Genomic DNA, 21,182 nt, shown 5'->3' on the forward strand with positions numbered 1-21,182 from the left:
CGAGCGGTGCTGTTACCCGACCCCGCCGGATGTCGGCAAGCAGGCTGGTGCTCGCGAGCTCTGGGTGCACCGCGCCCACACAGATCATTCTAGGTAAGGACGGGTCATCCCCACGGTGGCGTGAGCCACCAGGCGGCCTTTCGTCCGCTGCGACGGGGGAGCGACCCTCGATCCAGGCGGTGGGGCCGGAGCACAGGGCTTCGACGCGGCCGGCTTCCGCCGGGGTGGGAGAAAGCGGCGACGTTGATCTCGCGGCTTGGTTGCTGTGTGTTGGTGGCAGAGATGTTCGGTGAAGTCGGTGTCGACCCCGAGATGGGGAAGGCATCTTACTCAAGGGCCTGCAGACAGCTTCCCGGCACGTAGGGCCACGCGGAAAGGGTGTGAGTCGGATGAACAGGATTTCCGGATCACTAGGCACCGTCGTGCTGACCGTCGTCCTACGGTCAGGCGGTACTGCCGCGGCCGTTCAGCAGTCACCCGCCGGACCGGACGCGTGGTCGGACTGTCCTCGTGCCACCTGGTGCATGTGGGACGGGAACAACGCCGTCGGTGACATCTACAGTGACTGCAACGAGCCCAAGTACAACGCAAATCTGACCGAGTATGGATGGAATGACCGGGCCAACTCCGTGGTGAACAATTGAACGCGGAACATCTGTGTCTACTGGGACAAGGACTACGGTGGAAACTACGTGCGCATCGCAGCCGGGGCCAAAGTGAACCTCCCCGTCTCCTGGCGCAACCGGGTGAGTTCATACCGCCAGCTGCCAGCCGGTATCAGCAGTTGCGTCTATGACTGATGTGAGGGCATGCGCCTGCCGAAGGCGGCGTGGCGCCGCGCGAGTCCTCTCCGTGAACTCGCCCGTCTCGCGTGGCGTCGCCCGGATACGCAACGTAACGCCGGGCCGGGCATGTCGCCTTGCTGTCCTACCGGCCGAAGCTCAGGCACACGAACAGGGTGCCCAGCAGTGTGAAGGCCCCGGTGATGAGGACGCAGAAGAGGTGGCCGAACAGGGGTGACCAGGTGCCGCCTTGACCCATGACCGTGGCGGACCGTGCGGGGTTGTTGGGCCGGTACCGCACGGTGACGGTGTCGCCCGGTTCGAGGAGCAGAGCATCTTCCTCGAACTCGACGTACTGCCCGTCGAGGGTGGTGAAGGCATGGACGTGGTGCCAGGAGGTGTTGCCTTCGCTGCCTTCTGACGAGTATCGGCGGATGCAGCGGCCTTCGACGGCGATGCCGCTCGTGACGGAGCGCAGGCGGCAGATCAACCGGCGCGAAAGGGAGAAGCAGAGCATTCCGAAGGCGGCCACGATGGTGAGGCCGACCCAGAACATCGTCGTTTCTACCGGGTTGAGGCTCATCGACTGCGCCCGGGAAGGTGGACGGCCTGTGGCGCTGCTGCTACCCGTGCTGGGGCTTGTGCGGTGCGACGCACTGGGCCGCGAGTAGCTGGATATACGAGGCGGCTTCCATGGCCCTCGGTCATTTCGAAGGCGATGTTGTGCACCAGGGTCATCGGTGTGTGCGTGGACAATCGGAGTGCCCAGACGGGCTGGTGGGCGGCGTGGCCGCCCCAGAAAGTCCATATGGGAAGGGAGCCGTCGGCCTTTTGGACGTCGAGCGCATCGAAGAGCATGCCGCCGTTTTCGGGGCCGGGGGCCTCCCAGGCGATGTAGCGCCCGTGAATGGACTGCTTCCAGCCCGCATCCGCGAGCGGACGGGTCACCTTGACGATGTGAGCCTCGGTAACGCGGGTGGACGGCCCGCGGCCCCAGACGTCCTCGGTGGTGACCGTGTCCAGCAGTGCGCTGATGATCGCGGTCGGCGTGGAGGCGGTGGCTGTGCTGTGCCACAGGCGGTCGCCCACGGGGGTCTCGTAGGCTGCGACGGTCCAGTTGATGTCGCGCGGCCCGGTTTCGTGCTCGAACTCCACGCGTAGGGTGAGGGATTCGTGGCTGGCGATGGTGGTCTCGTCGTACGGGCGGTACTTCTCCCAGGCGGGCTGGGAGTTGAGGAAGTCGTCGAAGAGGGCTTCATGGTCGCCGGGGTCGGCGGCGTACACCGGTACCAGCTCCGTCTTCGGTGCCTGCGATTCGACCTGGGGGTCGGTGTCAGCGGCGGTGGCTGCCTCCGACGCTGAGGTGCCGGCGAGAGCTTGGGCGGCATGCCGTTCTGTGTCGGTGGGTGGAGGCGGGCCGGGGCGGACGGCGGCGCCGTACAGGCGCTCGAAGTCGGCGATGGCTTCGCTGGGGGTGTCGTAGGAGCCGCTGACGACCCGCAGATGGTCCTCGCCGTGGAGATGGACGCTGTCGGCGTGCCGGTAGGTGCCGACCGCGACGGTGGTGTGACCGTCGTGGGCGTGGAGGTGGAGGGTGAGGAAACCCGAGGCGATGTCGTCGTGGATCTTCTGGGCTTCGGCGGAGACGAGCCGGATCTCATCCCGGTTGAGCCAGGTCATCGGGTGGCTCGCCCAGGTCCACTCGGTGTTGATCTCCTCCCGGAGCGGCTCGGTGATCTCCACGGGGATGCCGGCGTCGCGCAGCAGACCTGCGGTGATGTTGGCGTAGTAGGGCTCCTCGTGGTCGATCCGGACGAGGAGCATCGTGGTCTTGGTGACCGGCTGGAAGCCTTCCGAGGCGAGGGTGGCGCGGGCGGTGTGGAGTGTGCTGCCGGTGAGGGTGGCGACGACGGCGCTGGGGTGCTGGGGGTGCAGGGCGAGGAGAACGTGGGCGTCGGGTGCTGTGTCGGGCATGGCGGGCTCGTTTCGCCGGTCCGGGCCGACGTGGAGGTCGGCCCGGACAGGGGGTTTCAGCGAGTGACTCGGAGGGGGAGCGGGGCGGTCCGCGGTGGCGGACCGGCCCGAGGAGCAGCGGGGGTGCGGGCGGGGCGGGCGGTGCGCGGCGCGGCCCGGCTGGTGGCCTGCTGCCAGCGGGAGCGCACGGCGGTCAGGTCGGCCAGCGCCCGCCGGCTGCCGGTGATGAGCTGGTGGGGGCTGTTGGCGGGGTCGTTGGTGAAGGCGGCGATGGTGGTGGCGACGCTCTGTGCGCGGCTGAGCAGGGCACGCTCAAGGACTTTCTCGCCCCAGTGCTCCGGGGAGCCGACCGGCGTGGACAGCAGGGCCAGCAGATCCGCAGGAGCGATCCTCTGTACGAGGAGGCCGCGGTGCTGGGCTTCCCAGAGCACCGTGATCGGGTCGACCGGATCGCCGCGATGGGAGAGCGCGGCCACACATCGCCACAGCGTCGCGTGCACCGGGAGCGCGAAGTCCTCGGGGACAAGCCAGCGCATCTGGCCGGCCTGGGCGGGGTGGGCGGTCGCGGTGGCGATCAGCAGGCGTTCCTCGTCGAGGGCGTCCTCGCTGGTGTCCCGGGCCGGGGGCGGTGGCAGCGCGGTGCGCGGCACAGAACCCGCGTGCGGGGCGAAGCGGCCCGCGAGATCGTCGAGGAACCGGGTTAGGGCGTCGGCTTGGCGGATCGTGTCCTTCGCGCGGTGGGGCAGGGTGGTGTCCATCGCGCTCTGGGCGAGGCGTTCGGCGTGGAGGCGCAGGCTGCGGCGGGCGTGGTCGGCGCGGATCATCCGGGCGTACATGGCTGCGTGTTGGGGCCAGGGGCAGACCTGGATGAGCAGGTGCAGGTAGGAGACGGTCAGTCCGGGGGCGTGGGGACGGGCCGCGTCCAGGACGGTGTTCAGCCAGGCAGGGCTGGTGCGGTGCTGCTCGGCGTCGGGGGCCGGCACCGTGCGCATCGCGCGGAACAGTTCGCTGTGCGCGTGCTGGGAGAAGTGGTCCGGATCTAGGGGGCCGAGTTCGTTGAGGCGGTGCGGGTCGAGCAGGAGGGCGCCGAGCAGGGCTTGTTCGACGTAGTGCACGGGCGAGGGAAGGTCGTCCAGGTTGTCGTTCTCGTCGGGCAGGGGGTGGGGCATCAGGCGGCCAGGGTGAAGTCGTCGGGGGTGAGGGTTTTCCCGAGGTGCGGGGCCAGCAGGTGGGCTGCGAGTCGGGGCGGGACGGCGTTGCCGACCTGGCTGAAGACCTGGCCCTTGTTGCCCTGCCAGGGGTAGTCGGCGGGGAAGGTCTGAAGGATGCCGGCCTCGGCGGCGGTGATCCGGATCGGATCAGGCGCGCGGACGGTGCCCGGCGTCGCGGGGGCAATGGGTTCGGCCTGCCACACGCATTCGTTGACACGGTGGCCGAAGAACAGCGTCCCGGCCGGCTGGTCGAGGGTGCGGGTCGTGGCGTTGGCCTGGCTGTTGCTGCGCAGACTCCAGCGCCACGCCGGTGCCGTGCCCACGGCAGGGTGAGGGAGACGGTCGGTCTTCTCCACCGGACAATGCGCTTCGCACCGAACGGAGTTGGCGGGCCTTTGCGGTTTCCAGGTACCGCGGTCGCGGGCGTCGCTGAGGGTCTTGCGGGAGCCGGAGGGGAACGGCTCGGGCCCCCCTCCGGGACCGCCGCCGGCACACACGGTGGGAACGGGGCGGTCGGTGGCGCCCCAGCCGAGGGCTTCGGCCATGGAGATCCAGCGGGCGCGGCCCGGCCCGAACAGCGTCTCGGGCTCGGCGAGTTTGGCGTGGGTGGCCGGCGGGGGCTCGGCGGTGTGTGTACGTGAGGCGAGCAGGATCGCCCGTCGCCTGGTCTGCGGGACCCCGTAGTCGGCGGCGTTGAGGATCCCGGTCCAGACCGAGTACCCCCAGGCCCGAAGGATCGCCGCGTACTGGCGCCACAGCGGAAGGACGTCGGGGACCTCCTCCATCGCGACCCACTCCGGCTGGCCGTGCTGGTGGAAGGCGTGCAGGTAGCGCATGGGTTCAGCGGCGAGCAGACTCCGCGGATCCCGGCAGGCGGCCAGGAGCTTGGCACGGGTGTCGAAGCCCCGGGCGAGGTCGGCGACGGCCTGGTGGACCAGGGGCTGGTCGAGGAGCCCGAGGCGCTTGCCGGCCATTGACCACGCCTGACAGGGCGGTGAAGCAATCAGCCCGGTGATCCGGCCGAGGAACGGCCACAACGGATAGGCCGCGACATCGGTTTGGATCGTCAACCGCCCTGCCGCCGCACGGGTTTTGCACGCCCATGCGTCCCATTCCAGGCCCACGTCCCGTGCGCCGAGCATGGCCAGGGCCTGACTCCATCCGCCGGGCCCGGCGAACAGATCAAGTATCAAGAGGCCAGTCCGAAGTCGTCCTGAACCGGCTCGGCTTCACCGCGGCAGGCCCACGGGGAACAACCGTCGACCACACCGTCCTCCAGCGCCTGGGCGTCGGCTTCACTGTCGTCGAGTTCCTGCTGCATGGCTGCCCATTCCGCGGCGGTGACGTGATCGATCGGCGCTTGGTCGAGCGGCACGCGTGAGCGGTGCAGGAATGCCTCGCCCAGCAGCCGGTTGCCGCTCGCGTTGGCGCGCGCGTTGCCCTTCCGGATGGCCGCATCGAAAGCCACCACGTCCTCCCACTCCTGCGGCGAGGAGTCCCGGATGGACCTCCACTGCGCGTTTCCGTGGAAAGGGCATCCCAGGCAGCTCGATTTGGGTGTATCCGCCAGGCCGAGGGACGTCAGGTATTTGATGCAGTCGGCCCTCGACCAGCCCATATCGATGAGAGGGTGCCGGTTGCGCATGTATTTGACGTCCGAGTCCTTGGCCCGGTGGAATTCATCCGTCGAAATGCCGACCCACTGCTCCACGAAAACGTCTCTCGGGATGCGCACGGGATAGGGGTATCCGAGGAGTTCGCGCACCTGCTTCTTCAATGGCTTTATTTTGTACTCGCCAGTACATTGACGCCTGGTCATGCCGGGCTTGCCGTCCTGGTTCAGGATGTACAAGGGCATGGAAGCGAAGCGGTGATGCGGGTCGAGTGCGTCTTGTCGAATGTTGCCGGACGAGACGCGCAGGATGGGGATTCCGGCGGGTGCGGCTATGTCCCGCTCCAGTCGGTCCAGATGCCGGTAAACGGCCTGCGGCTCCCATCCGGTATCGGCGAATATCGCGTAATCGACACGGGGGAGAACGCCCTTGGCTGACAGGGCGAGCATGGCGCTGGACTGCACTCCAGCACCGAGCGAAATTGCGGTGAATGCGGGGGTTGTGGAAATGGGTGATCCTTGCGGCGGGGAGGCGGGAGTGAAGGCGAGTCAGCGCAGTGTTCGGCCCGCGTCGCGAGGTGACGCAGCGGTCATGCGGGGCAGCGGGCAGCGCGACGCCGTAGGTGCGGTGCGGGCGGGGCTGGGCCGGCGGGCCTGTGCGGTGGCTGCGATGTAGTGGGGGATGAGGCGGTCGGTGATGCGCCAGGCAGCCCGCGCCGGTTCGGCGGGTACGGCCACGGACGGTGGGGCGCTCATCCGGTCGGTGAGGTCCTCGTGGAGGCCGTCGGGGATCACGGGGCAGACCAGAATGCGGCTGGTGCGATGGCCCAGGAGGTAGAGGCGGAGCCCGTCCGGGCCGGTGAGCACGGCGTCCTCCAGGCGGTGGAAGGCGGCGAGGGACGGCCGTGCGCTGCTGGGCGTCCAGACACGGGCAGTGCGTTCGAAACGATCGGCGATGGCGTTGTGGTGCTGGACGTCTGCGGCCCAGTGGCCGGGCAGTCTGGCCGCCAGATTGCGGGAGAAGTCGACAAGGTCAGGAATGGGATGTCTCTCTTCAAACGACGTGCGGGGGCTTCGAGGGATGCATGGGGGAGCAAGTGCAGCCGTGCGGAGTGACGAGGCCCGGACGACAGTTGTGCGAGGTGCCGGCCCAGAGTGCTTAGGCAACGGGGGGCTTCAGGAGTGGACGGGCCGGGTCGTACGACGGCGGATCCTGGTTCGGGTTCTGCCCGTGGAGCAGGGAGGGCTACGCGGCGGTGTCGTAGTCGGACTGGTGGGGGGCGGCCTTGGCGACGGCCCGCTCGGTGATGCCCTTCGACGCGCGGGCGGAGGCAGCGGACAGCTCGTCGGCGCCGGGTTCGAGATACCAAGGGCGCAGGTCGAGCATGGCCGCGCGCAGGCCGGTGGCGAAGCAGAGCGCGGTGCCCTTGGGCAGGGCGCGGATGGCGTCGGCGGCCAGGATCCGCTCCTGGCGCATGGAGACGGAGGTGCTCTTGCCGGAGTCGGAGTGCGAGGTGGAGGTGGTTTCGACGTCGTGGTCGCCGATCAGACGGGAGAGCTTGTCGGCGAAGTCGGGGTCGTCGATGCCGGACCCGATGACCTTGATGGTGGAGGCGGACCACATGGCGTCCATGCCCGCGTCCCCCCAGACCTTCTGCCCCTGACGGTAGGACTGCAAGTGAGAGATGAGAGGGTCAGCCGGGTGAGCGAGACACTGACGAACACCCTGCAATACCGCTCTGACGGGCCAAAAGACGCTCCGGTCCTGGTCCTGGGCCCCTCGCTGGGTACCACATGGCACATGTGGGACCGCCAGATACCCGAGCTCTCGGGGAGCTGGCGCATCGTGCGCTTCGATCTGCCCGGGCACGGCGGCGCCCCGGCCCTCCCGGCGGTCTCGGTCGCCGAGCTCGGGGACCGGCTGATCGCCACCCTCGACGAGCTGGGCATCCGGCGCTTCGGATACGCGGGCAGTGCCATCGGCGCCGCCGTCGGTGCCGACCTGGCCCTGCGCCACCCCGAGCGGCTCGCCTCGCTCGCGCTGGTCGCCGCCTCCGCCCGGTTCGGGACCGCCGACGAGTTCCGCCAGCGCGGTGTGGTCGTGCGCAGCAACGGGATGGACCCGATCGCCCGCAGCACGCCCGAGCGCTGGTTCACGCCCGCCTACGCCGCGGCGCAGCCCGCCATCGTGGAGTGGGCCGTCCAGATGGTCCGCACCACCGACCCCGGCTGCTACATCGCCGCCTGCGAGGCGCTGGCCGCCTTCGACATCCGCGCCGACCTCGCCCGTATCGGCGTGCCGACGCTGGTCCTCGTCGGCGCCGAGGACCGGGTGACCGGGCCCGGTGACGCGCGCGTCCTGGTCGCCGGGGTGCCCGACGCGCGCCTCGCGGTGGTGCCGGGCGCCGCGCACCTGGCGCCGGTGGAGCAGCCCGCCGCCGTCACCGATCTGCTCGTCCACCACTTCTCTACCGCCTGGCACGAGACGCTCCCGGCAGTCCCGGTCCCGGTCCCGGCCGCCCCGGTCGCCGCCGTCCCGCAGCCGCCGCGGGCCCCGGCCCCGCACACCCTGCACGTGCCCGTCCCCACGGCCGCCGAGCCCGTGCCCGCCCCGGGCGCCGTGGCCGAGGAGCGCCCCGACCCGTACGAGCGGGGCATGAAGCTGCGGCGCGAGGTCCTCGGGGACGCGCGCGTGGACGCCGAGACCGCCGACGCCGACGGCTTCACCGGCGCCTTCCAGGAGCTCGCCACCCGCTGCGCCTGGGGCGAGGTGTGGGCCCGCGACGGGCTCGACCGGCGCACCCGGGCCGTCGTCGCGCTCGCCGCGCTGGTGGCGGGCGGCCACCTCGACGAGGTCGCGGCCCACACCCGCGCCGCGCTGCGGGCCGGGCTCACCCCCGACGAGATCAGGGAAGTGCTGCTCCAGACGTCCGTGTACTGCGGCCTGCCGGCGGCGGGCGCGGCCTTCCGGGCCGCCGCCGCGGTCATCCGTGAGGAGACCACCCCGCAGCCCTGAGCGGTCCGGGCGCGGCGGCCCCCGCCGTAGCAGGATGGGGGCATGAGTCTGAAGCTGACCAAGAAGACCCACGCCTGCGTCCGGCTGGAGAAGGACGGCCGGACGCTGGTCATCGACCCCGGCGCCTTCAGCGAGGCGGACGCCGCGCTCGGCGCGGACGTCGTCCTCGTCACCCACGAGCACCCCGACCACTTCGCCGAGGACCGGCTGCGCACCGCTCTGGAGCGCAATCCGGCGGCCGAGATCTGGACCCTGCGCAGCGTCGCGGAGAAGATCTCCGCGGCCTTCCCGGGCCGGGTCCACACCGTCGGGCACGGCGACGCCTTCAGTGCGGCGGGGTTCGACGTCCAGGTCCACGGCGAGCTGCACGCGGTGATCCACCCCGACCTTCCGAGGATCACCAACGTCGGCTTCCTGGTGGACGCTTCGCTCTTCCACCCCGGGGACGCGCTGACCGTCCCGGACCGGCCGGTGGACACGCTGATGCTGCCGGTGCAGGCGCCGTGGAGCAAGATCTCCGAGGTGATCGAGTACGTACGGGAGGTCGCCCCGCGCCGGGCCATCGACGTCCACGACGCGCTCCTGACCGACCTGGCCCGGCCGATCTACGACACCCACCTGGGCAATCTGGGCGGCGCCGACCACGCGCGGCTGAGCCCGGGGGAGTCGACGGATCTGTGACTGTCGTACCCCGCCGTTAGGCTGTTCCGCATGCGCATCGCGACCTGGAACGTCAACTCGATCACCGCCCGGCTGCCCCGTCTCCTGGCCTGGCTGGAGAGCACCGGCACGGATGTGCTGTGCATCCAGGAGACCAAGACCACCGAGGAGGGCTTCCCCGCCGCCGAGCTCCGCGAGCTGGGCTACGAGTCGGCGGTGCACGCCACGGGCCGGTGGAACGGAGTGGCGCTGGTCTCCCGGGTCGGCCTGGAGGACGTGGTGCGGGGCCTGCCCGGCGACCCCGGCTTCGAGGGGACCCTGGAGCCCCGCGCCGTCTCCGCGACCTGCGGCGGAGTCCGCCTCTGGTCGGTGTACGTGCCGAACGGCCGCGAGGTCGGCCACGGCCACTACGCGTACAAGCTGGCCTGGTTCGAGGCGTTGCGGGCGGCCGTCGCCCAGGACACGGCGGGGGAGCGGCCCTTCGCGGTGCTCGGTGACTTCAACGTCGCCCCCACCGACGAGGACGTGTTCGACGTGGCGTTCTTCGAGGGCCAGACCCATGTCACCCCGCCGGAGCGGGCCGCGCTCGCCGCGCTGCGCGAGGCCGGTCTCTCCGACGTGGTGCCGCGCCCCCTGAAGTACGACCGTCCGTACACGTACTGGGACTACCGCCAGCTCTCCTTCCCCAAGAACCGGGGCATGCGCATCGACCTGGTGTACGGCAACAGCCCGTTCGCCAAGGCCGTCAAGGACAGCTATGTGGACCGCGAGGAGCGCAAGGGCAAGGGCGCGTCCGACCACGCCCCGGTCGTCGTCGACCTGGAGATCTGAGAATCACACCCCGCCCGGAGATCTGAGAATCACACCCCGCGTGCCGGTGGTGCGCGGGTCTGTGCCAGTGGGACGCTGGACGTCATGAACATCCTGGACAACTGGCGCAAGCGGCACGGCTCGCAGCGGACGGCGGTGCTCGCCGAGGCGGTGCAGACCGATCCGGAGGGTGTGGGGGAGCTGCTCGCGGAGTGCGAGCTGCTCCGGGTCCGGGCGCAGCAGGCCGGGCTCGAACTGGACGACAGCCCGGCCTCGTTGGCCGCGCTCGACCAGCTGCCGCCGCGCTGGCGGGACGACCCGGAGGAGCTGCCGGGGCTGGGCAACGACGCCGGCCTCTATCTGGGCACGGTGCTCGTACGGACGGTCGAGGGCGCCTCCTGGCAGGTGTGGCCGGGCGGCCGGCCGGTGGTGCGGCTCGTCTCGGGGCGCGAGATCGACGTGGTGGGCGCGGGGACGGAGTGGGCGGCGAGCGGGACGCCCGAGCTCTCGCAGATCTACGCGGAGGCCTCCGAGGTCTGACCGTCGCGCCCCCGTTCCCCCGTACCGGGGAACCCAACTCGCCAGTAACCCAAAATACGGTTTATGTCCTCTTCGTGCGTGTCGAGATGAAGTGCCTTTCCCGGCTGGATAGTTTGCGCTGACCTCGACACAGCGATGAGTGGGCAGGACCGTGTATGGCCGTCGATCCGTTGATCGAGCTGCGTGACGTCAACAAGTACTACGGGAAGTTGCACGTCCTGACGGACATCAACCTCACCGTCGGACGCGGGGAGGTGGTGGTCGTCATCGGCCCGTCCGGGTCGGGCAAATCGACGCTCTGCCGGACGATGAACCGCCTGGAGACGATCGAGTCGGGGTCCATCACCATCGACGGCAGACCGCTGCCGGAAGAGGGCAAGGGACTCGCGGCGCTCCGCGCCGAAGTGGGCATGGTCTTCCAGTCCTTCAACCTCTTCGCCCACCGGACCGTCCTCGCCAACGTCTCCCTCGCTCAGATCAAGGTCCGCGGACGCAAGAAGGACGAGGCCGACCAGCGCTCGCGCGAACTCCTCGACCGGGTCGGCCTCGCCTCCCAGGCCGACAAGCTCCCCGCGCAGCTCTCCGGCGGCCAGCAGCAGCGCGTCGCCATCGCCCGCGCGCTCGCCATGGACCCGAAGGTCATGCTCTTCGACGAGCCCACCTCCGCGCTCGACCCGGAGATGATCAACGAGGTGCTCGAAGTCATGCAGTCGCTGGCGCGCGAGGGCATGACCATGGTCGTCGTCACCCATGAGATGGGCTTCGCCCGCTCCGCCGCCAACCGCGTCGTCTTCATGGCCGACGGCAGGATCGTCGAGGACCGCACCCCCGAGGACTTCTTCACCAACCCGCACAGCGACCGGGCCAAGGACTTCCTCTCCAAGATCCTCAAGCACTGAACGGGGAGTGGACGCAACCATGACGCGTACGCGACGCGCGCTCGCCGCGCTGGCGCTGGTCCTGGCCGCCACCGGGTGCGGCAAGTCGGGCAGCCCGCCGGTCAAGGGCCCGCAGCCCGACCGACTGCCCCGCTACCGGGTCGTGACCGGCTTCTCACTGCCCGGCTCGACGGTGTGGCGGCGGGCGAAGAACCGCGGCCACCTGGTCGTCGGCGCCAAGGAGGACCAGCCCTACATGGGCGAGAAGGACCCGGCCACCGGCGTCTACTCCGGCTTCGACATCGAGATCGCCAAGATGATGTCCGCCTCCCTCGGCTTCGACCCGAAGTCCATCGAGTTCAAGACGATCGCCTCCGCCAACCGCGAGACCGCCCTGCAGAACGGCCAGGTCGACTACTACGTCGGCACCTACACCATCAACGCCAACCGCAAGAAGCTGGTCGGCTTCGCCGGGCCCTACTACATGGCCGGCCAGGGCCTGCTGGTGCGCACCGACGAGGACGACATCGACGGGCCGCAGGACCTGAACGGCAAGCGCGTCTGCTCGGCCGCGGGCTCCACCCCGTACCAGCGCATCCAGAAGGACTACCCGAAGGCCGATCTCGTCGCGTACGACACGTACTCCGTCTGTGTGGACAACCTGCTCACCTTCCAGGTCGACGCCGTCACCACCGACGACACCATCCTCAGCGGCTACGCGGCCAAGGTGCCCGACGAGCTCAAGGTCGTCGGCAAGCCGTTCTCCAAGGAGCCCTACGGCGTCGGGGTGCCGCGCGCCGACAACGCCCTGCGCTTCGCCCTCGACGACGCCCTCGCGGCCCACGAGAAGAACGGCGACTGGCAGAAGGCCTACGACGCCACTCTCGGCCTGTCGGGACGCAAGGCCGCGCCCGTCCCGCCCATCGACCGCTACCCGGCGAGCTGAGGTCCCGCATGGACGTACTGACCAAGAACTTCTCGCTGTACGGCAAGGGCTTCCTCGGCACCGTCGAGCTCACCGTCTACGCCTCGGCCCTGGCGCTGGTGCTGGGCTTCCTGATGGCCTCCTTCCGGGTCTCGCCGGTCGGCTCCTTCCGGGCGCTGGGCACCGTCTGGGTGAACGTGCTGCGCAACACCCCGCTCACGCTGCTCTTCTTCGCCGTGCTCCTCGGGCTGCCGCGCTTCGGTCTGGTGCTGCCCTTCAAGCTGTTCGCGGTGCTCGCGCTCGGCTGCTACACCTCCGCGTTCATCTGCGAGGCACTGCGCTCGGGCATCAACACCGTCCCCACCGGCCAGGGCGAGGCGGCCCGCAGCCTGGGGATGACGTTCGGCCAGACGCTCTCCGCCGTGGTGCTGCCGCAGGCCTTCCGCTCGGTCATCCCGCCGGTCGGCTCCACCCTCATCGCGCTCGCCAAGAACTCCGCCATCGCGGGCGCGTTCAGCGTCACCGAGCTGCTCGGCACGTACAAGACGCTCAGCGAGCTCGGCTACGACATCGTCTGGACCTTCATCTGGATCGCCGTCGGCTATCTGATCATCACGCTCGCCATCAGCGTCGTCTTCAACCTCATGGAGAAGTACTGGGGAGTCGTCCGATGACCGCACAGCCGTCCACGCGGGCCACCGCCCTCTACGACATCCCCGGCCCGAACACCCGGCAGCGGCACCTGCTCTACGGGGTCGTCTCCACCGCCCTGATCCTCGCCCTGCTCGGCTGGGTCGTCTATCTGCTGTTCGACACCGACCAGTTCACCACCACCAAGTGGTCGCCCTTCGAGTACGAGGGAATCCAGCGGCTGCTGCTGCGCGGACTCGGCAACACGCTCAAGGCCTTCGGGTTCGCCGCGCTGTTCTCCCTGCTCCTCGGCGCGGTCCTGGCCACCGGGCGCCTCTCCGACCACCGGCCGGTGCGCTGGCTCGCCACGCTGCTGGTCGAGTTCTTCCGCGCCATGCCCGTCCTGGTCATGATCTTCTTCATCTTCGTGGCGCTGAAGGTTCAGCCCCTGCCGGCGCTGGTGGCCGGACTGACGCTCTACAACGGCTCGGTGCTCGCCGAGGTGTTCCGCTCCGGCGTCAACTCCGTGGAACGCGGCCAGAAGGAGGCGGCATTCTCGCTCGGGATGCGCAAGACGCAGGTCATGACGTACGTGCTGGTCCCCCAGGGGATCCGCGCGATGATGCCGACCATCATCAGCCAGCTGGTGGTCGCCCTGAAGGACACCTCGCTCGGTTTTCTGATCACGTATGAGGAGTTCCTGCACGCGGGGAAGCTCATCGCCTCGAATCTCGACTACGATTTGCCGTTCATCCCCGTGGTGATGGTGATCTCACCGATCTACATCGGGATGTGCATGCTGCTCTCCTGGTTCGCCACCTGGATGGCCAGGAGACAGAAGCGCAATCCCAAGACGGAGGCCGTGGATGTCGCCCCGGCCGAACCAGGGACGCTGCTGCCAGGTGCGCAGTAGCAAGGGGGCAAGGCCCACCCGGCAGCAGCCGGTGATCACTCCTCGCGGAGAGGGACCGTCAGAGACGACGGATCTGACGCGGGCGGGGAGAAGGTCAGCTGCGCGCCGGTCGGGTTGTGCTCGATGCAGAGCGGGTCGACGGTGTCCACCACCTGTGCCGGGCGTCTTGCCGTGGAAGGTGCAGGGGGCGTTGCCGGCCGGCTTGCCGAGGCCGAGCGGGCCCACGTCGTACAGACGCGACGGGGGTGCCGCTCTCCTTGGCGGGGGTGACCGCGGGGTGCGGGGCGGCTCTAGCCGGCCGTGGTCGAAGCCCCGTTCAGGGCGCTCTTGGCCTGCCACTGCTCCCAGCCGAGGTTCCACTCGCCGTAGCCGTTGTTGACCGCCTGGGTGCCCTTGGCGTCCTCGCCGGTGATCTCGAACGGGTCGCCGGGCTGCACCATGCCGTACAGCTCCTTGGCGTTGGCGTCGCTCATGCCGATGCAGCCGGAGCTGTGGTTGGTGTTGCCGAAGAACGCGTCGTTCCAGGGAGCGGCGTGGGCGTACATCCCGGACCAGGTCAGACGCATCGAGTAGTCGACCATCTTGTCGTAGGTCTTGCCGAGCCCGACCGTCTCGGAGTTCATGTTGATCGTGCCCTCCTTCGCCATCAGGACGGCCTTGCCGCGCCAGGACGCCTTGTCGCCGCCGGGCGTACCGCCCGATATCGGGATGTCCTTGACCACGGCGCCGTCGCGGTACAGCTTGAGGTGGTGGTTGTCGAGGCTGACCTTGACGACCTGGTTCCGGCCCACCGTGAAGCCGGTTTTGTAGTCCTTGACGAACCAGCCGCTGCCCGAGTCGACGCCGTTGAGGTCCGCCTGGAGCGTGACCTTGGTGCCCGGCTTCCAGTACTCCTTGGGCCGCCAGTCCACCCGGGACTTGCCGGAGTAGTCCTCCATCCAGCCCCAGGACCCCACGGTGTTGTCCGAGGTGGTCACCTTGAGCTGCTTCTCCACCGCCGCCTTGTTCTTCACCGGGTGGTCGAAGACGATCGACAGCGGCTGGGCGACACCGACCGTGGTGTCCTTGCCGGGCGCCAGCGCCAGCTTGTTCACCTTGTCCGCGGCGGCGGTCGCGAAACCGGCCTTGGCGGACGAGCCCTTGTCGTCCTTCGCCTCCACCGCGTACGTGGTGCCGGGCGCGGCGTTCCGGTCCGAGGTCCAGGTCCTGCCGTCGGCGGATATCTTCCCCGCCAGCGTCCCGCCCTTGCCGTCGGTGACCGTGACCTGCTGGAGCCTGCCCCCGGCCAGGGTGACCTTGACCGGCTCGCCCGCCTTCGCCTGCTGCCCCGTCAGATTGACCGCGATCTCGGCCTTCTTGGCGCCCGCGATGTCGGCGCCGCCCTTGGCGTCGTCCGAGCCGCCCGACCCGCCGGAGCAGGCGCTCAGAGCGGCGGCGAGGACCGCGGTGCCGGCGATGACGGCGTTACGGACGGGTCGGCGGCGGAGCGGGATGTGGCGGCGTATGCGGCTCAACTGGAAAACCTCCGTAGCAATGCTTCTCCGTAGGAGAGAGTCGGTCACTCGACTCTAGGTTGCGCAAAGGGCCGGAAATCTCCGGGATTCGCTTTGTGACAAGGACCGCAGAGGAACTGTCACCGTCCGGTCACATGCGCCGCGCGGCGCGGTCATGGACTGCTGTGAGCATCCTGTGCATCCCCGTGGAACCGATCGCGGGGCGTACTTGGGAGGTCACTCACGTGTCCGCACTGCTCGTGACCGGAGACCGCGACCAGGACCTGCACGTGCGCGGTCTCTCCGTCGCGGAGTACCGGTCCTTTCTGGCGGCCCGCTCCGGCGTGAGTTTTCTCCAGCACCCCTCCTGGGCCGAGGTGAAGGACCAGTGGTCCGCGGAGAGGGTCGGCTGGCACCTCGGCGGCGGTGAGCTGAAAGGCGCCGCCCTCGTGCTCTACCGGCAATTCCCGGGCACCCGGAAATACTTCGCCTATCTCCCCGAAGGACCGGTCGCGGACTGGGCCGACCCCGAGATCGACCGCTGGCTCCAGCCACTGCTGCGCCATCTGCGCCGGGCGGGCGCCTTCGCCGTACGCATCGGGCCCTCACCCGCGTACCGGCGCTGGGACGCCGCCCTGCTGAAGTCGGCGACCGGCACCGGCCGCAGGGTCGGCGACGTGCTCGCCACCGAGGTCGACTCGCTGGGCAGCGCGGTGGCCGAACGGCTGCGGGCGCGCGGCTGGCGGCGGTGCGGAGGGGACGGCGGCGACGCGGACGCCCAGCCCCGCTACGTCTTCCAGGTGCCGCTGGCCGGGCGCACCCCCGAGCAGCTGTGGTCCGGGCTCAACCAGGAGTGGCGCCGCAATGTGCGCACCGCCAAGAAGGCGGGCGTCGAGGTCGTCACCGGGAACGCGTCCGACCTGCCCGAGTTCTACCGGCTGCTGCGGATCACCGAGGAGCGCGACGGCTTCCGGCTGGGCCGCTCGCTGGCGTACTACGAGCGCCAGTACGCGGCGCTCAACGCCGAACACCCCGGCCGGATGCGCCTCTACCTCGCCGTGCACGGGGGCGAGGTGCTGGCCGCCCACACCATGATCTCCACCGGCGGGCGGGTCTGGTACCAGACCGGCGCCTCCGCCGACCACCGCCGCGAGGTCCGCCCCAGCAACGCCCTTCAGTGGCAGATGATGCTGGACGCCCACGCGCTGGGCGCTCAGGTGTACGACATGCGCGGGGTACCCTCCACTCTTGATCCACAGGACCGCCCGTTCGGTCTGCTGCGCTGGAAGCTCGGCACCGGCGGCCAGGTGGTCGAGACACTGGGGGAGTGGGAGACACCGATGAGCGGCACCGCCAACCACGCGCTCCACCGCGCGTTCCAGGCCTATCTGGCGCGCCGGTGACGGCCCCCGTCAGAACGGCGCCCCGGCACGCCGCCAAGCCGTCCCTGGCCCGCAGCGGAGCGGTGATGGCCGCGGGGTCCATCGTCTCGCGCGCCACCGGTTTCGTCCGCTCCGCGGTGGTGGCCGCCGCACTCGGCGTCCAGCTCGTCGGCGACGGTTTCGCGGTCGCCAACAACATCCCCACCATCCTCTACACCCTGCTCATCGGCGGCACGCTCAACGCGGTCTTCGTGCCCGAGCTGGTCCGCGCCGCCAAGGAGCACGACGACGGCGGCGCCGCCTACACCGACCGGCTGCTCACCGCCTGCACCGCCGCCCTGGCCGCCCTCACCGCCCTCGCGGTACTCGCCGCACCGCGCGTCGTCGACCTCTACACCGACTACACCGGCGCCCAGCGCGACCTCACCGTCGCCTTCGCCCGCTACTGCCTGCCGCAGATCCTCTTCTACGGCCTGTTCACGCTCTTCGGGCAGGTCCTCAACGCGCGCGGCCGGTTCGGCGCGATGATGTGGACGCCCGTCCTCAACAACCTCGTCGTGATCGCGGTGTTCGGCCTGTACCTGGTGACCGCCGGAACCTCCGGCGACACCCTGAGCGCCACCGACACCCGGATCCTGGGCTGGGGCACCACCGCCGGGATAGCCGTCCAGGCGCTCGCGCTGGTCCCGGCGCTGGGCGCGGCCCGGTTCCGCTGGCGGCCGAGGTTCGACTGGCGCGGCAGCGGCATCACCCGCCCACTGCGCTCCGCGGGCTGGCTGGTGCTGCTGGTCCTGACCAACCAGCTGGCGTACTGGGTGGTGACCCGGCTCTCCACCACCGCGGCCCAGCACGCCAAGGGCGCGGGCTACACCGCGTACACCAACGCGTACATGCTCTGGGTGGTCCCGCACGGCATCGTCACCGTCTCGCTGCTCACCGCCCTGATGCCCCGGATGAGCCGGGCCGCGGCCGACGGGGACCCGGCGGGAGTGCGGCGAGACCTGTCCTACGGTCTGCGCACCAGCGCCGCGCTGATCGTCCCGGCCGCCTGCGCCCTGTTCGCGCTGGCGCCCTGGCTGATGGGCGTGGTGTTCGGGTACGGCAGGACCAGCCCCGCCGACGTCGAGGTCATGGCGGGGATGCTGATGGCGTTCGCGCCCGGGCTCATCGCCTTCTCCGGGCAGTACGTGCTCTCGCGCGGCTTCTACGCGCTCGGCGACACCCGCACCCCGTTCCTGCTCAACCTGGTGATCGCCGGCTGCAACGCGGGCCTGTCCGCGCTCGCCTATGTGCTGCTGCCCGCGCGCTGGGCGGTCACCGGGATGGCCGGGGCGTACTCGCTGGCGCTGTTCGCCGGCTGGGCGCTCACCGCCTACACCCTCGACCGCAGGCTCGGCGGCGGCGCCGGACTGCTGCGCTCGCCCGCGCTGACCACCCACGTCCGGCTGCTCCTGGGCTGCGCCCCGGCGGCGCTGCTCGGCTGGGCGGCGGCCCGCGCGGCCGACCCGCTCGGCTACTTCGCCGGGGCCGGGGCCGGAGCCGCCGTGCTGCTCGTGACCGTCGCCCTGCTCGCCCGGCCGCTGCGGCTCGACGGCATCAACGACGTGCTCGGCAAGCTCCGCGGCGGACGCAAGCGCTGAGACACCTCACCCGCCCGGGACACACGAGACTGCTGGGATACTGACGCTCATGCCACGCGTGCTGCTCATCGAGGACGACCCCTCCGTACGGGAAGGGGTCGAGCTCGGGCTGCGCAGGCGCGGCCACGAGGTGCGCGCGGCGGAGACCGGCGAGGCGGGGCTCGCCGCGCTCAGGACCTTCCAGCCCGAACTGGTCCTGCTGGACCTGATGCTGCCCGGCATCAACGGCGTCCAGGTCTGCCGCCGCATACGCGAGACCAGCCAGCTGCCGATCATCATGCTCACCGCGCGCGGCGACGACTTCGACGTGGTGGTGGGCCTGGAGGCGGGCGCCGACGACTACATCGTCAAACCCGCCCGTACCGAGGTCATCGAGGCCCGCATCCGGGCCGTGCTGCGCAGGCTCACCGAGCCCGGGCGCCCGGGTCTGGAGTTCCACGGCGAACTGGTCCTCGACCGGGCCGGTCTCACCGCCGCCAAGGCGGGCGAGCGCCTGGCGCTCGCCCCCTCGGAGCTGAAGCTGCTGCTGCATCTGTCGGCCCACGCCGAGCAGGTCTTCAGCCGCCAGCAGCTCCTGGAGTCGGTGTGGGAGCACAGCTACCACGGCGACGCCCGGCTCGTCGACGCGTGCGTCCGACGGCTGCGCCACAAGATCGAGGACACCGCCGGCAGCCCGCGCTACATCCAGACCGTCCGCGGTTTCGGCTACCGCTTCGGCCCGCTGCGGTGATACGCGCGCGTCTGCGGGCCGGGCGCCTCGGGCTGCGCGCCCGGCTGATCGCCGCCTTCCTCCTGGTCGCCGCCATCGCCGCGGGCACCACCGCCACCCTGATCTACCAGGAGGCCCGCTCGGTCATCCTCCAGCAGGCCCAGGACACCGCCGTCGCCCAGCTCCGGGACCAGATCGGCGCGCAGACGGTGAAGCTGCCGATGACCCGCACCTCGCTGCGCGAACTCAGCCTCGCGGTGGGCCGCCAGGGCAAGCCGCACCCCTGGTACGTCTTCGCCGAGTACGGCTCGCTGCGCGCCTCCAACGTCAGCCAGACCACGTCCGGTGTCCTCACCGAGGACCTGCGGCGCCGGGCCCGCGCCAATCCGCACGGCACCTTCCAGCGGGTGGTGAAGGACGGCCAGCCCTGGCTGACCGTGGGCATGCCCGTGATGCTCGGCGACGAGGGAGTGCAGCCCGCGCAGCCCACCGGGCTCACCGTGTTCGCGGTGATGCCGCTGGCCACCGAGGAGGACAACGTCCAGGCGATGGTCACCGCCGCCCGGGACGGCGCGCTGCCCGCGCTCGCCGTCGCCCTGGTGCCCGCGCTGCTCGCCGCCCGCAGTGTGCTGCGTCCCGTCCGCGATCTGCGGCGGGCCGCCAGCAGCATGGGCAAGGGACGCCTGGACACCCGTATCGAGGTCAAGGGCTCGGACGAACTCGCCGATCTGGCCTGGACGTTCAACGAGTCGGCCAGGGCGCTGGAGCGGTCCGTCGAGGAGCTCCAGAAGGCCGAGGCCAGGGCGCGCAGATTCGCCTCCGACGTCTCGCACGAGCTGCGCACCCCGCTCGCCGGGATGCTCGCCGTCACCGAGGTCCTCGACGAGGACGCCGGCCGGCTCGACCCGGACACCGCGGCGGCGGTCCGGCTGATCTCCACCGAGACCGACAAGCTCGCCACCCTCGTCGACGACCTGATGGAGATCTCCCGCTTCGACGCCAAGGCCGCCGAGCTCAACCTCGACGAGGTCGACGTGGCCGAGACGATCGCCAAGACCCTCCAGCGCAGGCGCTGGGAGGAGCGGGTGGCCGTCGACCTGCCGCCGGGGATACGGGCCATGCTGGACCCCAGGCGCTTCGACGTCGTCGTCGCCAACCTCGTCGGCAACGCGCTGCGCCACGGCACCGCCCCGGTCCGGGTGGTGCTGCGCGCCGACGGCGACCGGGTGGTGACCGAGGTGAGCGACGGCGGCCCCGGCATCGCCCCCGCCGTGCTGCCGCACATCTTCGACCGGTTCTACAAGGCCGACGCCGCCCGCACCCGCTCGGCGGGCAGCGGGCTCGGTCTCGCGATCACTCTGGAGAACGTCCGGTTGCACGGCGGCACCGTCCGGGCCGCCAACGGGCCCTCGGGCGGGGCGGTGTTCACCGTCGAGCTCCCGGCGCGCCCGCCGGGCGAGGGGAGCCCGTCGTGAGGGCGGCCCGGCTCGCCGCCCTGTGCGCCGCCCTGCTCCTCGCCACCGGGTGCGGCATCCGCTCCACCGACGTCGTGGAGGTGGGCGACCCCGCCTACGTCCGGGCGACACCCACCGTCCCCGGCGGCGTCACCCTGTACTTCGAGGGCCCTGGCGGAGTGCTGCCGGTGGTCCGGCCCGGGCAGCGGGAACAGTCACCGGGCAGCGCCGTCGCGCTGCTCCTGAACGGCCCCACCCAGGCCGAGAAGGACGCGGGGCTGAGCACCGGGCTGCCCAACTACTACGGGGCGATGGCCGTCAGCAGTGAGGGCGCGAACGTCGACATCCGGCTGGAGCGCGCCGTGCGCGACTTCCCGGCCGGCGCCCGCCAACAGCTGGTGTGCACCGCGGCGCACGCCGTCACCCAGGTGCCGAGCAGGTCGGTGTCGGTGACGGTGGCCGGGACCGACGGCGAGCTCGCTCCCGCGAAGTGCCCGTTCTGAGCCGGAGCCGGGCTCCCGAGGGGCGGTCTTGTCGACGGCGCCGGTGGGCG

General features: G+C 70.5%; 22 protein-coding genes and 2 pseudogenes. 15 read left to right on the forward strand and 9 right to left on the reverse strand.

Annotated features, from left to right (window positions below):
* Nucleotides 1-389 precede the first annotated feature (389 nt).
* Both ACZ5ID_RS08165 and ACZ5ID_RS08170 read left to right on the forward strand, forming a co-directional pair.
* A complete protein-coding gene (locus ACZ5ID_RS08165; RefSeq protein ID WP_468894597.1) occupies nt 390-644 on the forward strand; it encodes a peptidase inhibitor family I36 protein in 255 nt (84 codons plus the stop codon).
* A gap of 9 nt (nt 645-653) precedes the next feature.
* Nucleotides 654-800 (forward strand): peptidase inhibitor family I36 protein, encoded by a 147-nt coding sequence (locus tag ACZ5ID_RS08170; RefSeq protein ID WP_468895077.1) that lies wholly within the window; start codon nt 654-656, stop codon nt 798-800.
* A gap of 127 nt (nt 801-927) precedes the next feature.
* Here ACZ5ID_RS08170 and ACZ5ID_RS08175 read toward each other — a convergent pair whose 3' ends face one another.
* From ACZ5ID_RS08175 to ACZ5ID_RS08205, 7 genes and pseudogenes are all read right to left on the reverse strand, one after another.
* Nucleotides 928-1,365, reverse strand: coding sequence for a DUF3592 domain-containing protein (locus ACZ5ID_RS08175; RefSeq protein ID WP_468894599.1), 438 nt, complete (start codon nt 1,363-1,365; stop codon nt 928-930).
* Nucleotides 1,362-2,756, reverse strand: coding sequence for an SPDY domain-containing protein (locus tag ACZ5ID_RS08180; protein WP_468894601.1), 1,395 nt, complete (start codon nt 2,754-2,756; stop codon nt 1,362-1,364). Before ACZ5ID_RS08180 ends, ACZ5ID_RS08175 begins: the two co-directional genes overlap by 4 nt.
* 56 nt (nt 2,757-2,812) lie before the next feature.
* Nucleotides 2,813-3,925 carry a DnaB-like helicase N-terminal domain-containing protein gene (locus ACZ5ID_RS08185; RefSeq protein ID WP_468894603.1) on the reverse strand — a complete coding sequence of 371 codons (1,113 nt, stop codon included), beginning with the start codon at nt 3,923-3,925 and terminating at the stop codon, nt 2,813-2,815.
* Nucleotides 3,925-5,160 (reverse strand): DNA cytosine methyltransferase, encoded by a 1,236-nt coding sequence (locus ACZ5ID_RS08190; RefSeq protein WP_468894605.1) that lies wholly within the window; start codon nt 5,158-5,160, stop codon nt 3,925-3,927. Before ACZ5ID_RS08190 ends, ACZ5ID_RS08185 begins: the two co-directional genes overlap by 1 nt.
* A complete protein-coding gene (locus tag ACZ5ID_RS08195) occupies nt 5,157-6,029 on the reverse strand; it encodes an adenine nucleotide alpha hydrolase family protein (protein ID WP_468895079.1) in 873 nt (290 codons plus the stop codon). Before ACZ5ID_RS08195 ends, ACZ5ID_RS08190 begins: the two co-directional genes overlap by 4 nt.
* 99 nt (nt 6,030-6,128) lie before the next feature.
* A complete protein-coding gene (locus tag ACZ5ID_RS08200; RefSeq protein ID WP_468894607.1) occupies nt 6,129-6,446 on the reverse strand; it encodes a hypothetical protein in 318 nt (105 codons plus the stop codon).
* 379 nt (nt 6,447-6,825) lie between these two features.
* Nucleotides 6,826-7,266, reverse strand: a pseudogene (locus ACZ5ID_RS08205) (TraM recognition domain-containing protein); the annotation flags it as partial.
* A 15-nt stretch (nt 7,267-7,281) separates the two neighbouring features.
* Here ACZ5ID_RS08205 and pcaDC point away from each other — a divergent pair.
* The 8 genes from pcaDC to ACZ5ID_RS08245 all read left to right on the forward strand — a co-directional run bounded on the left by pcaDC (nt 7,282) and on the right by ACZ5ID_RS08245 (nt 13,951).
* Entirely contained in the window at nt 7,282-8,595 is a 1,314-nt protein-coding gene (gene pcaDC, locus ACZ5ID_RS08210) for a bifunctional 3-oxoadipate enol-lactonase/4-carboxymuconolactone decarboxylase PcaDC (protein ID WP_468894609.1), read from the forward strand.
* A 42-nt stretch (nt 8,596-8,637) separates the two neighbouring features.
* The gene (locus ACZ5ID_RS08215; protein WP_468894611.1) at nt 8,638-9,276 is read left to right on the forward strand and encodes an MBL fold metallo-hydrolase; all 639 of its coding nucleotides are present in this window, start codon (nt 8,638-8,640) and stop codon (nt 9,274-9,276) included.
* Between the two features lie 30 nt (nt 9,277-9,306).
* Nucleotides 9,307-10,086, forward strand: a complete 780-nt coding sequence (locus ACZ5ID_RS08220; RefSeq protein ID WP_468894613.1) for an exodeoxyribonuclease III — start codon at nt 9,307-9,309, stop codon at nt 10,084-10,086.
* 84 nt (nt 10,087-10,170) lie between these two features.
* Nucleotides 10,171-10,605 (forward strand): DUF6278 family protein, encoded by a 435-nt coding sequence (locus ACZ5ID_RS08225; RefSeq protein ID WP_468894615.1) that lies wholly within the window; start codon nt 10,171-10,173, stop codon nt 10,603-10,605.
* Between the two features lie 155 nt (nt 10,606-10,760).
* Nucleotides 10,761-11,504 (forward strand): amino acid ABC transporter ATP-binding protein, encoded by a 744-nt coding sequence (locus ACZ5ID_RS08230; protein WP_468894617.1) that lies wholly within the window; start codon nt 10,761-10,763, stop codon nt 11,502-11,504.
* 19 nt (nt 11,505-11,523) lie between these two features.
* Nucleotides 11,524-12,429, forward strand: coding sequence for a glutamate ABC transporter substrate-binding protein (locus ACZ5ID_RS08235; RefSeq protein ID WP_468894619.1), 906 nt, complete (start codon nt 11,524-11,526; stop codon nt 12,427-12,429).
* A gap of 8 nt (nt 12,430-12,437) precedes the next feature.
* Nucleotides 12,438-13,082 carry an amino acid ABC transporter permease gene (locus ACZ5ID_RS08240; protein WP_468894621.1) on the forward strand — a complete coding sequence of 215 codons (645 nt, stop codon included), beginning with the start codon at nt 12,438-12,440 and terminating at the stop codon, nt 13,080-13,082.
* Complete coding sequence (locus tag ACZ5ID_RS08245) at nt 13,079-13,951, forward strand: amino acid ABC transporter permease (RefSeq protein WP_468894623.1); 873 nt, start codon at nt 13,079-13,081, stop codon at nt 13,949-13,951. The genes ACZ5ID_RS08240 and ACZ5ID_RS08245 overlap by 4 nt, the downstream gene beginning before the upstream one ends.
* A 35-nt stretch (nt 13,952-13,986) precedes the next feature.
* Here ACZ5ID_RS08245 and ACZ5ID_RS08250 read toward each other — a convergent pair.
* Nucleotides 13,987-14,231 (reverse strand): annotated as a pseudogene (locus tag ACZ5ID_RS08250) (acyl esterase); the annotation flags it as partial.
* A 10-nt stretch (nt 14,232-14,241) separates the two neighbouring features.
* On the reverse strand, nt 14,242-15,465 hold the full coding sequence (locus ACZ5ID_RS08255) for a L,D-transpeptidase (protein WP_468894625.1): 1,224 nt from the start codon (nt 15,463-15,465) through the stop codon (nt 14,242-14,244).
* Between the two features lie 224 nt (nt 15,466-15,689).
* Between ACZ5ID_RS08255 and ACZ5ID_RS08260 the strand changes: the two genes are divergently transcribed.
* From ACZ5ID_RS08260 to ACZ5ID_RS08280, 5 genes are read left to right on the forward strand one after another with little or no spacing between them, the layout of a single operon-like run.
* Entirely contained in the window at nt 15,690-16,847 is a 1,158-nt protein-coding gene (locus ACZ5ID_RS08260; protein ID WP_468894627.1) for a lipid II:glycine glycyltransferase FemX, read from the forward strand.
* The gene (murJ, locus tag ACZ5ID_RS08265) at nt 16,844-18,466 is read left to right on the forward strand and encodes a murein biosynthesis integral membrane protein MurJ (RefSeq protein WP_468894629.1); all 1,623 of its coding nucleotides are present in this window, start codon (nt 16,844-16,846) and stop codon (nt 18,464-18,466) included. The genes ACZ5ID_RS08260 and murJ overlap by 4 nt, the downstream gene beginning before the upstream one ends.
* Before the next feature lie 49 nt (nt 18,467-18,515).
* Nucleotides 18,516-19,196, forward strand: a complete 681-nt coding sequence (locus tag ACZ5ID_RS08270) for a response regulator (RefSeq protein WP_468894630.1) — start codon at nt 18,516-18,518, stop codon at nt 19,194-19,196.
* Nucleotides 19,196-20,650: an ATP-binding protein gene (locus ACZ5ID_RS08275; protein ID WP_468895081.1), complete on the forward strand. Its 1,455-nt coding sequence runs from the start codon at nt 19,196-19,198 to the stop codon at nt 20,648-20,650. The genes ACZ5ID_RS08270 and ACZ5ID_RS08275 overlap by 1 nt, the downstream gene beginning before the upstream one ends.
* Nucleotides 20,647-21,132, forward strand: coding sequence for a GerMN domain-containing protein (locus tag ACZ5ID_RS08280; protein ID WP_468894631.1), 486 nt, complete (start codon nt 20,647-20,649; stop codon nt 21,130-21,132). Before ACZ5ID_RS08275 ends, ACZ5ID_RS08280 begins: the two co-directional genes overlap by 4 nt.
* Nucleotides 21,133-21,182: the final 50 nt, after the last annotated feature.

Source organism: Streptomyces sp. NPDC031670, assembly GCF_055580545.1.

Excerpts from the sequence above, each read along its gene's own strand:
- ACZ5ID_RS08215 (WP_468894611.1), top strand. The coding sequence starts at position 8,638 with ATGAGTCTGAAGCTGACCAAGAAGACCCACGCCTGCGTCCGGCTGGAG.
- ACZ5ID_RS08180 (WP_468894601.1), bottom strand. The coding sequence starts at position 2,756 with ATGCCCGACACAGCACCCGACGCCCACGTTCTCCTCGCCCTGCACCCC.
- ACZ5ID_RS08240 (WP_468894621.1), top strand. The coding sequence starts at position 12,438 with ATGGACGTACTGACCAAGAACTTCTCGCTGTACGGCAAGGGCTTCCTC.
- ACZ5ID_RS08185 (WP_468894603.1), bottom strand. The coding sequence starts at position 3,925 with ATGCCCCACCCCCTGCCCGACGAGAACGACAACCTGGACGACCTTCCC.
- ACZ5ID_RS08230 (WP_468894617.1), top strand. The coding sequence starts at position 10,761 with ATGGCCGTCGATCCGTTGATCGAGCTGCGTGACGTCAACAAGTACTAC.
- ACZ5ID_RS08220 (WP_468894613.1), top strand. The coding sequence starts at position 9,307 with ATGCGCATCGCGACCTGGAACGTCAACTCGATCACCGCCCGGCTGCCC.
- ACZ5ID_RS08235 (WP_468894619.1), top strand. The coding sequence starts at position 11,524 with ATGACGCGTACGCGACGCGCGCTCGCCGCGCTGGCGCTGGTCCTGGCC.
- ACZ5ID_RS08225 (WP_468894615.1), top strand. The coding sequence starts at position 10,171 with ATGAACATCCTGGACAACTGGCGCAAGCGGCACGGCTCGCAGCGGACG.
- ACZ5ID_RS08270 (WP_468894630.1), top strand. The coding sequence starts at position 18,516 with ATGCCACGCGTGCTGCTCATCGAGGACGACCCCTCCGTACGGGAAGGG.
- ACZ5ID_RS08175 (WP_468894599.1), bottom strand. The coding sequence starts at position 1,365 with ATGAGCCTCAACCCGGTAGAAACGACGATGTTCTGGGTCGGCCTCACC.
- ACZ5ID_RS08245 (WP_468894623.1), top strand. The coding sequence starts at position 13,079 with ATGACCGCACAGCCGTCCACGCGGGCCACCGCCCTCTACGACATCCCC.
- ACZ5ID_RS08165 (WP_468894597.1), top strand. The coding sequence starts at position 390 with ATGAACAGGATTTCCGGATCACTAGGCACCGTCGTGCTGACCGTCGTC.
- ACZ5ID_RS08195 (WP_468895079.1), bottom strand. The coding sequence starts at position 6,029 with ATGCTCGCCCTGTCAGCCAAGGGCGTTCTCCCCCGTGTCGATTACGCG.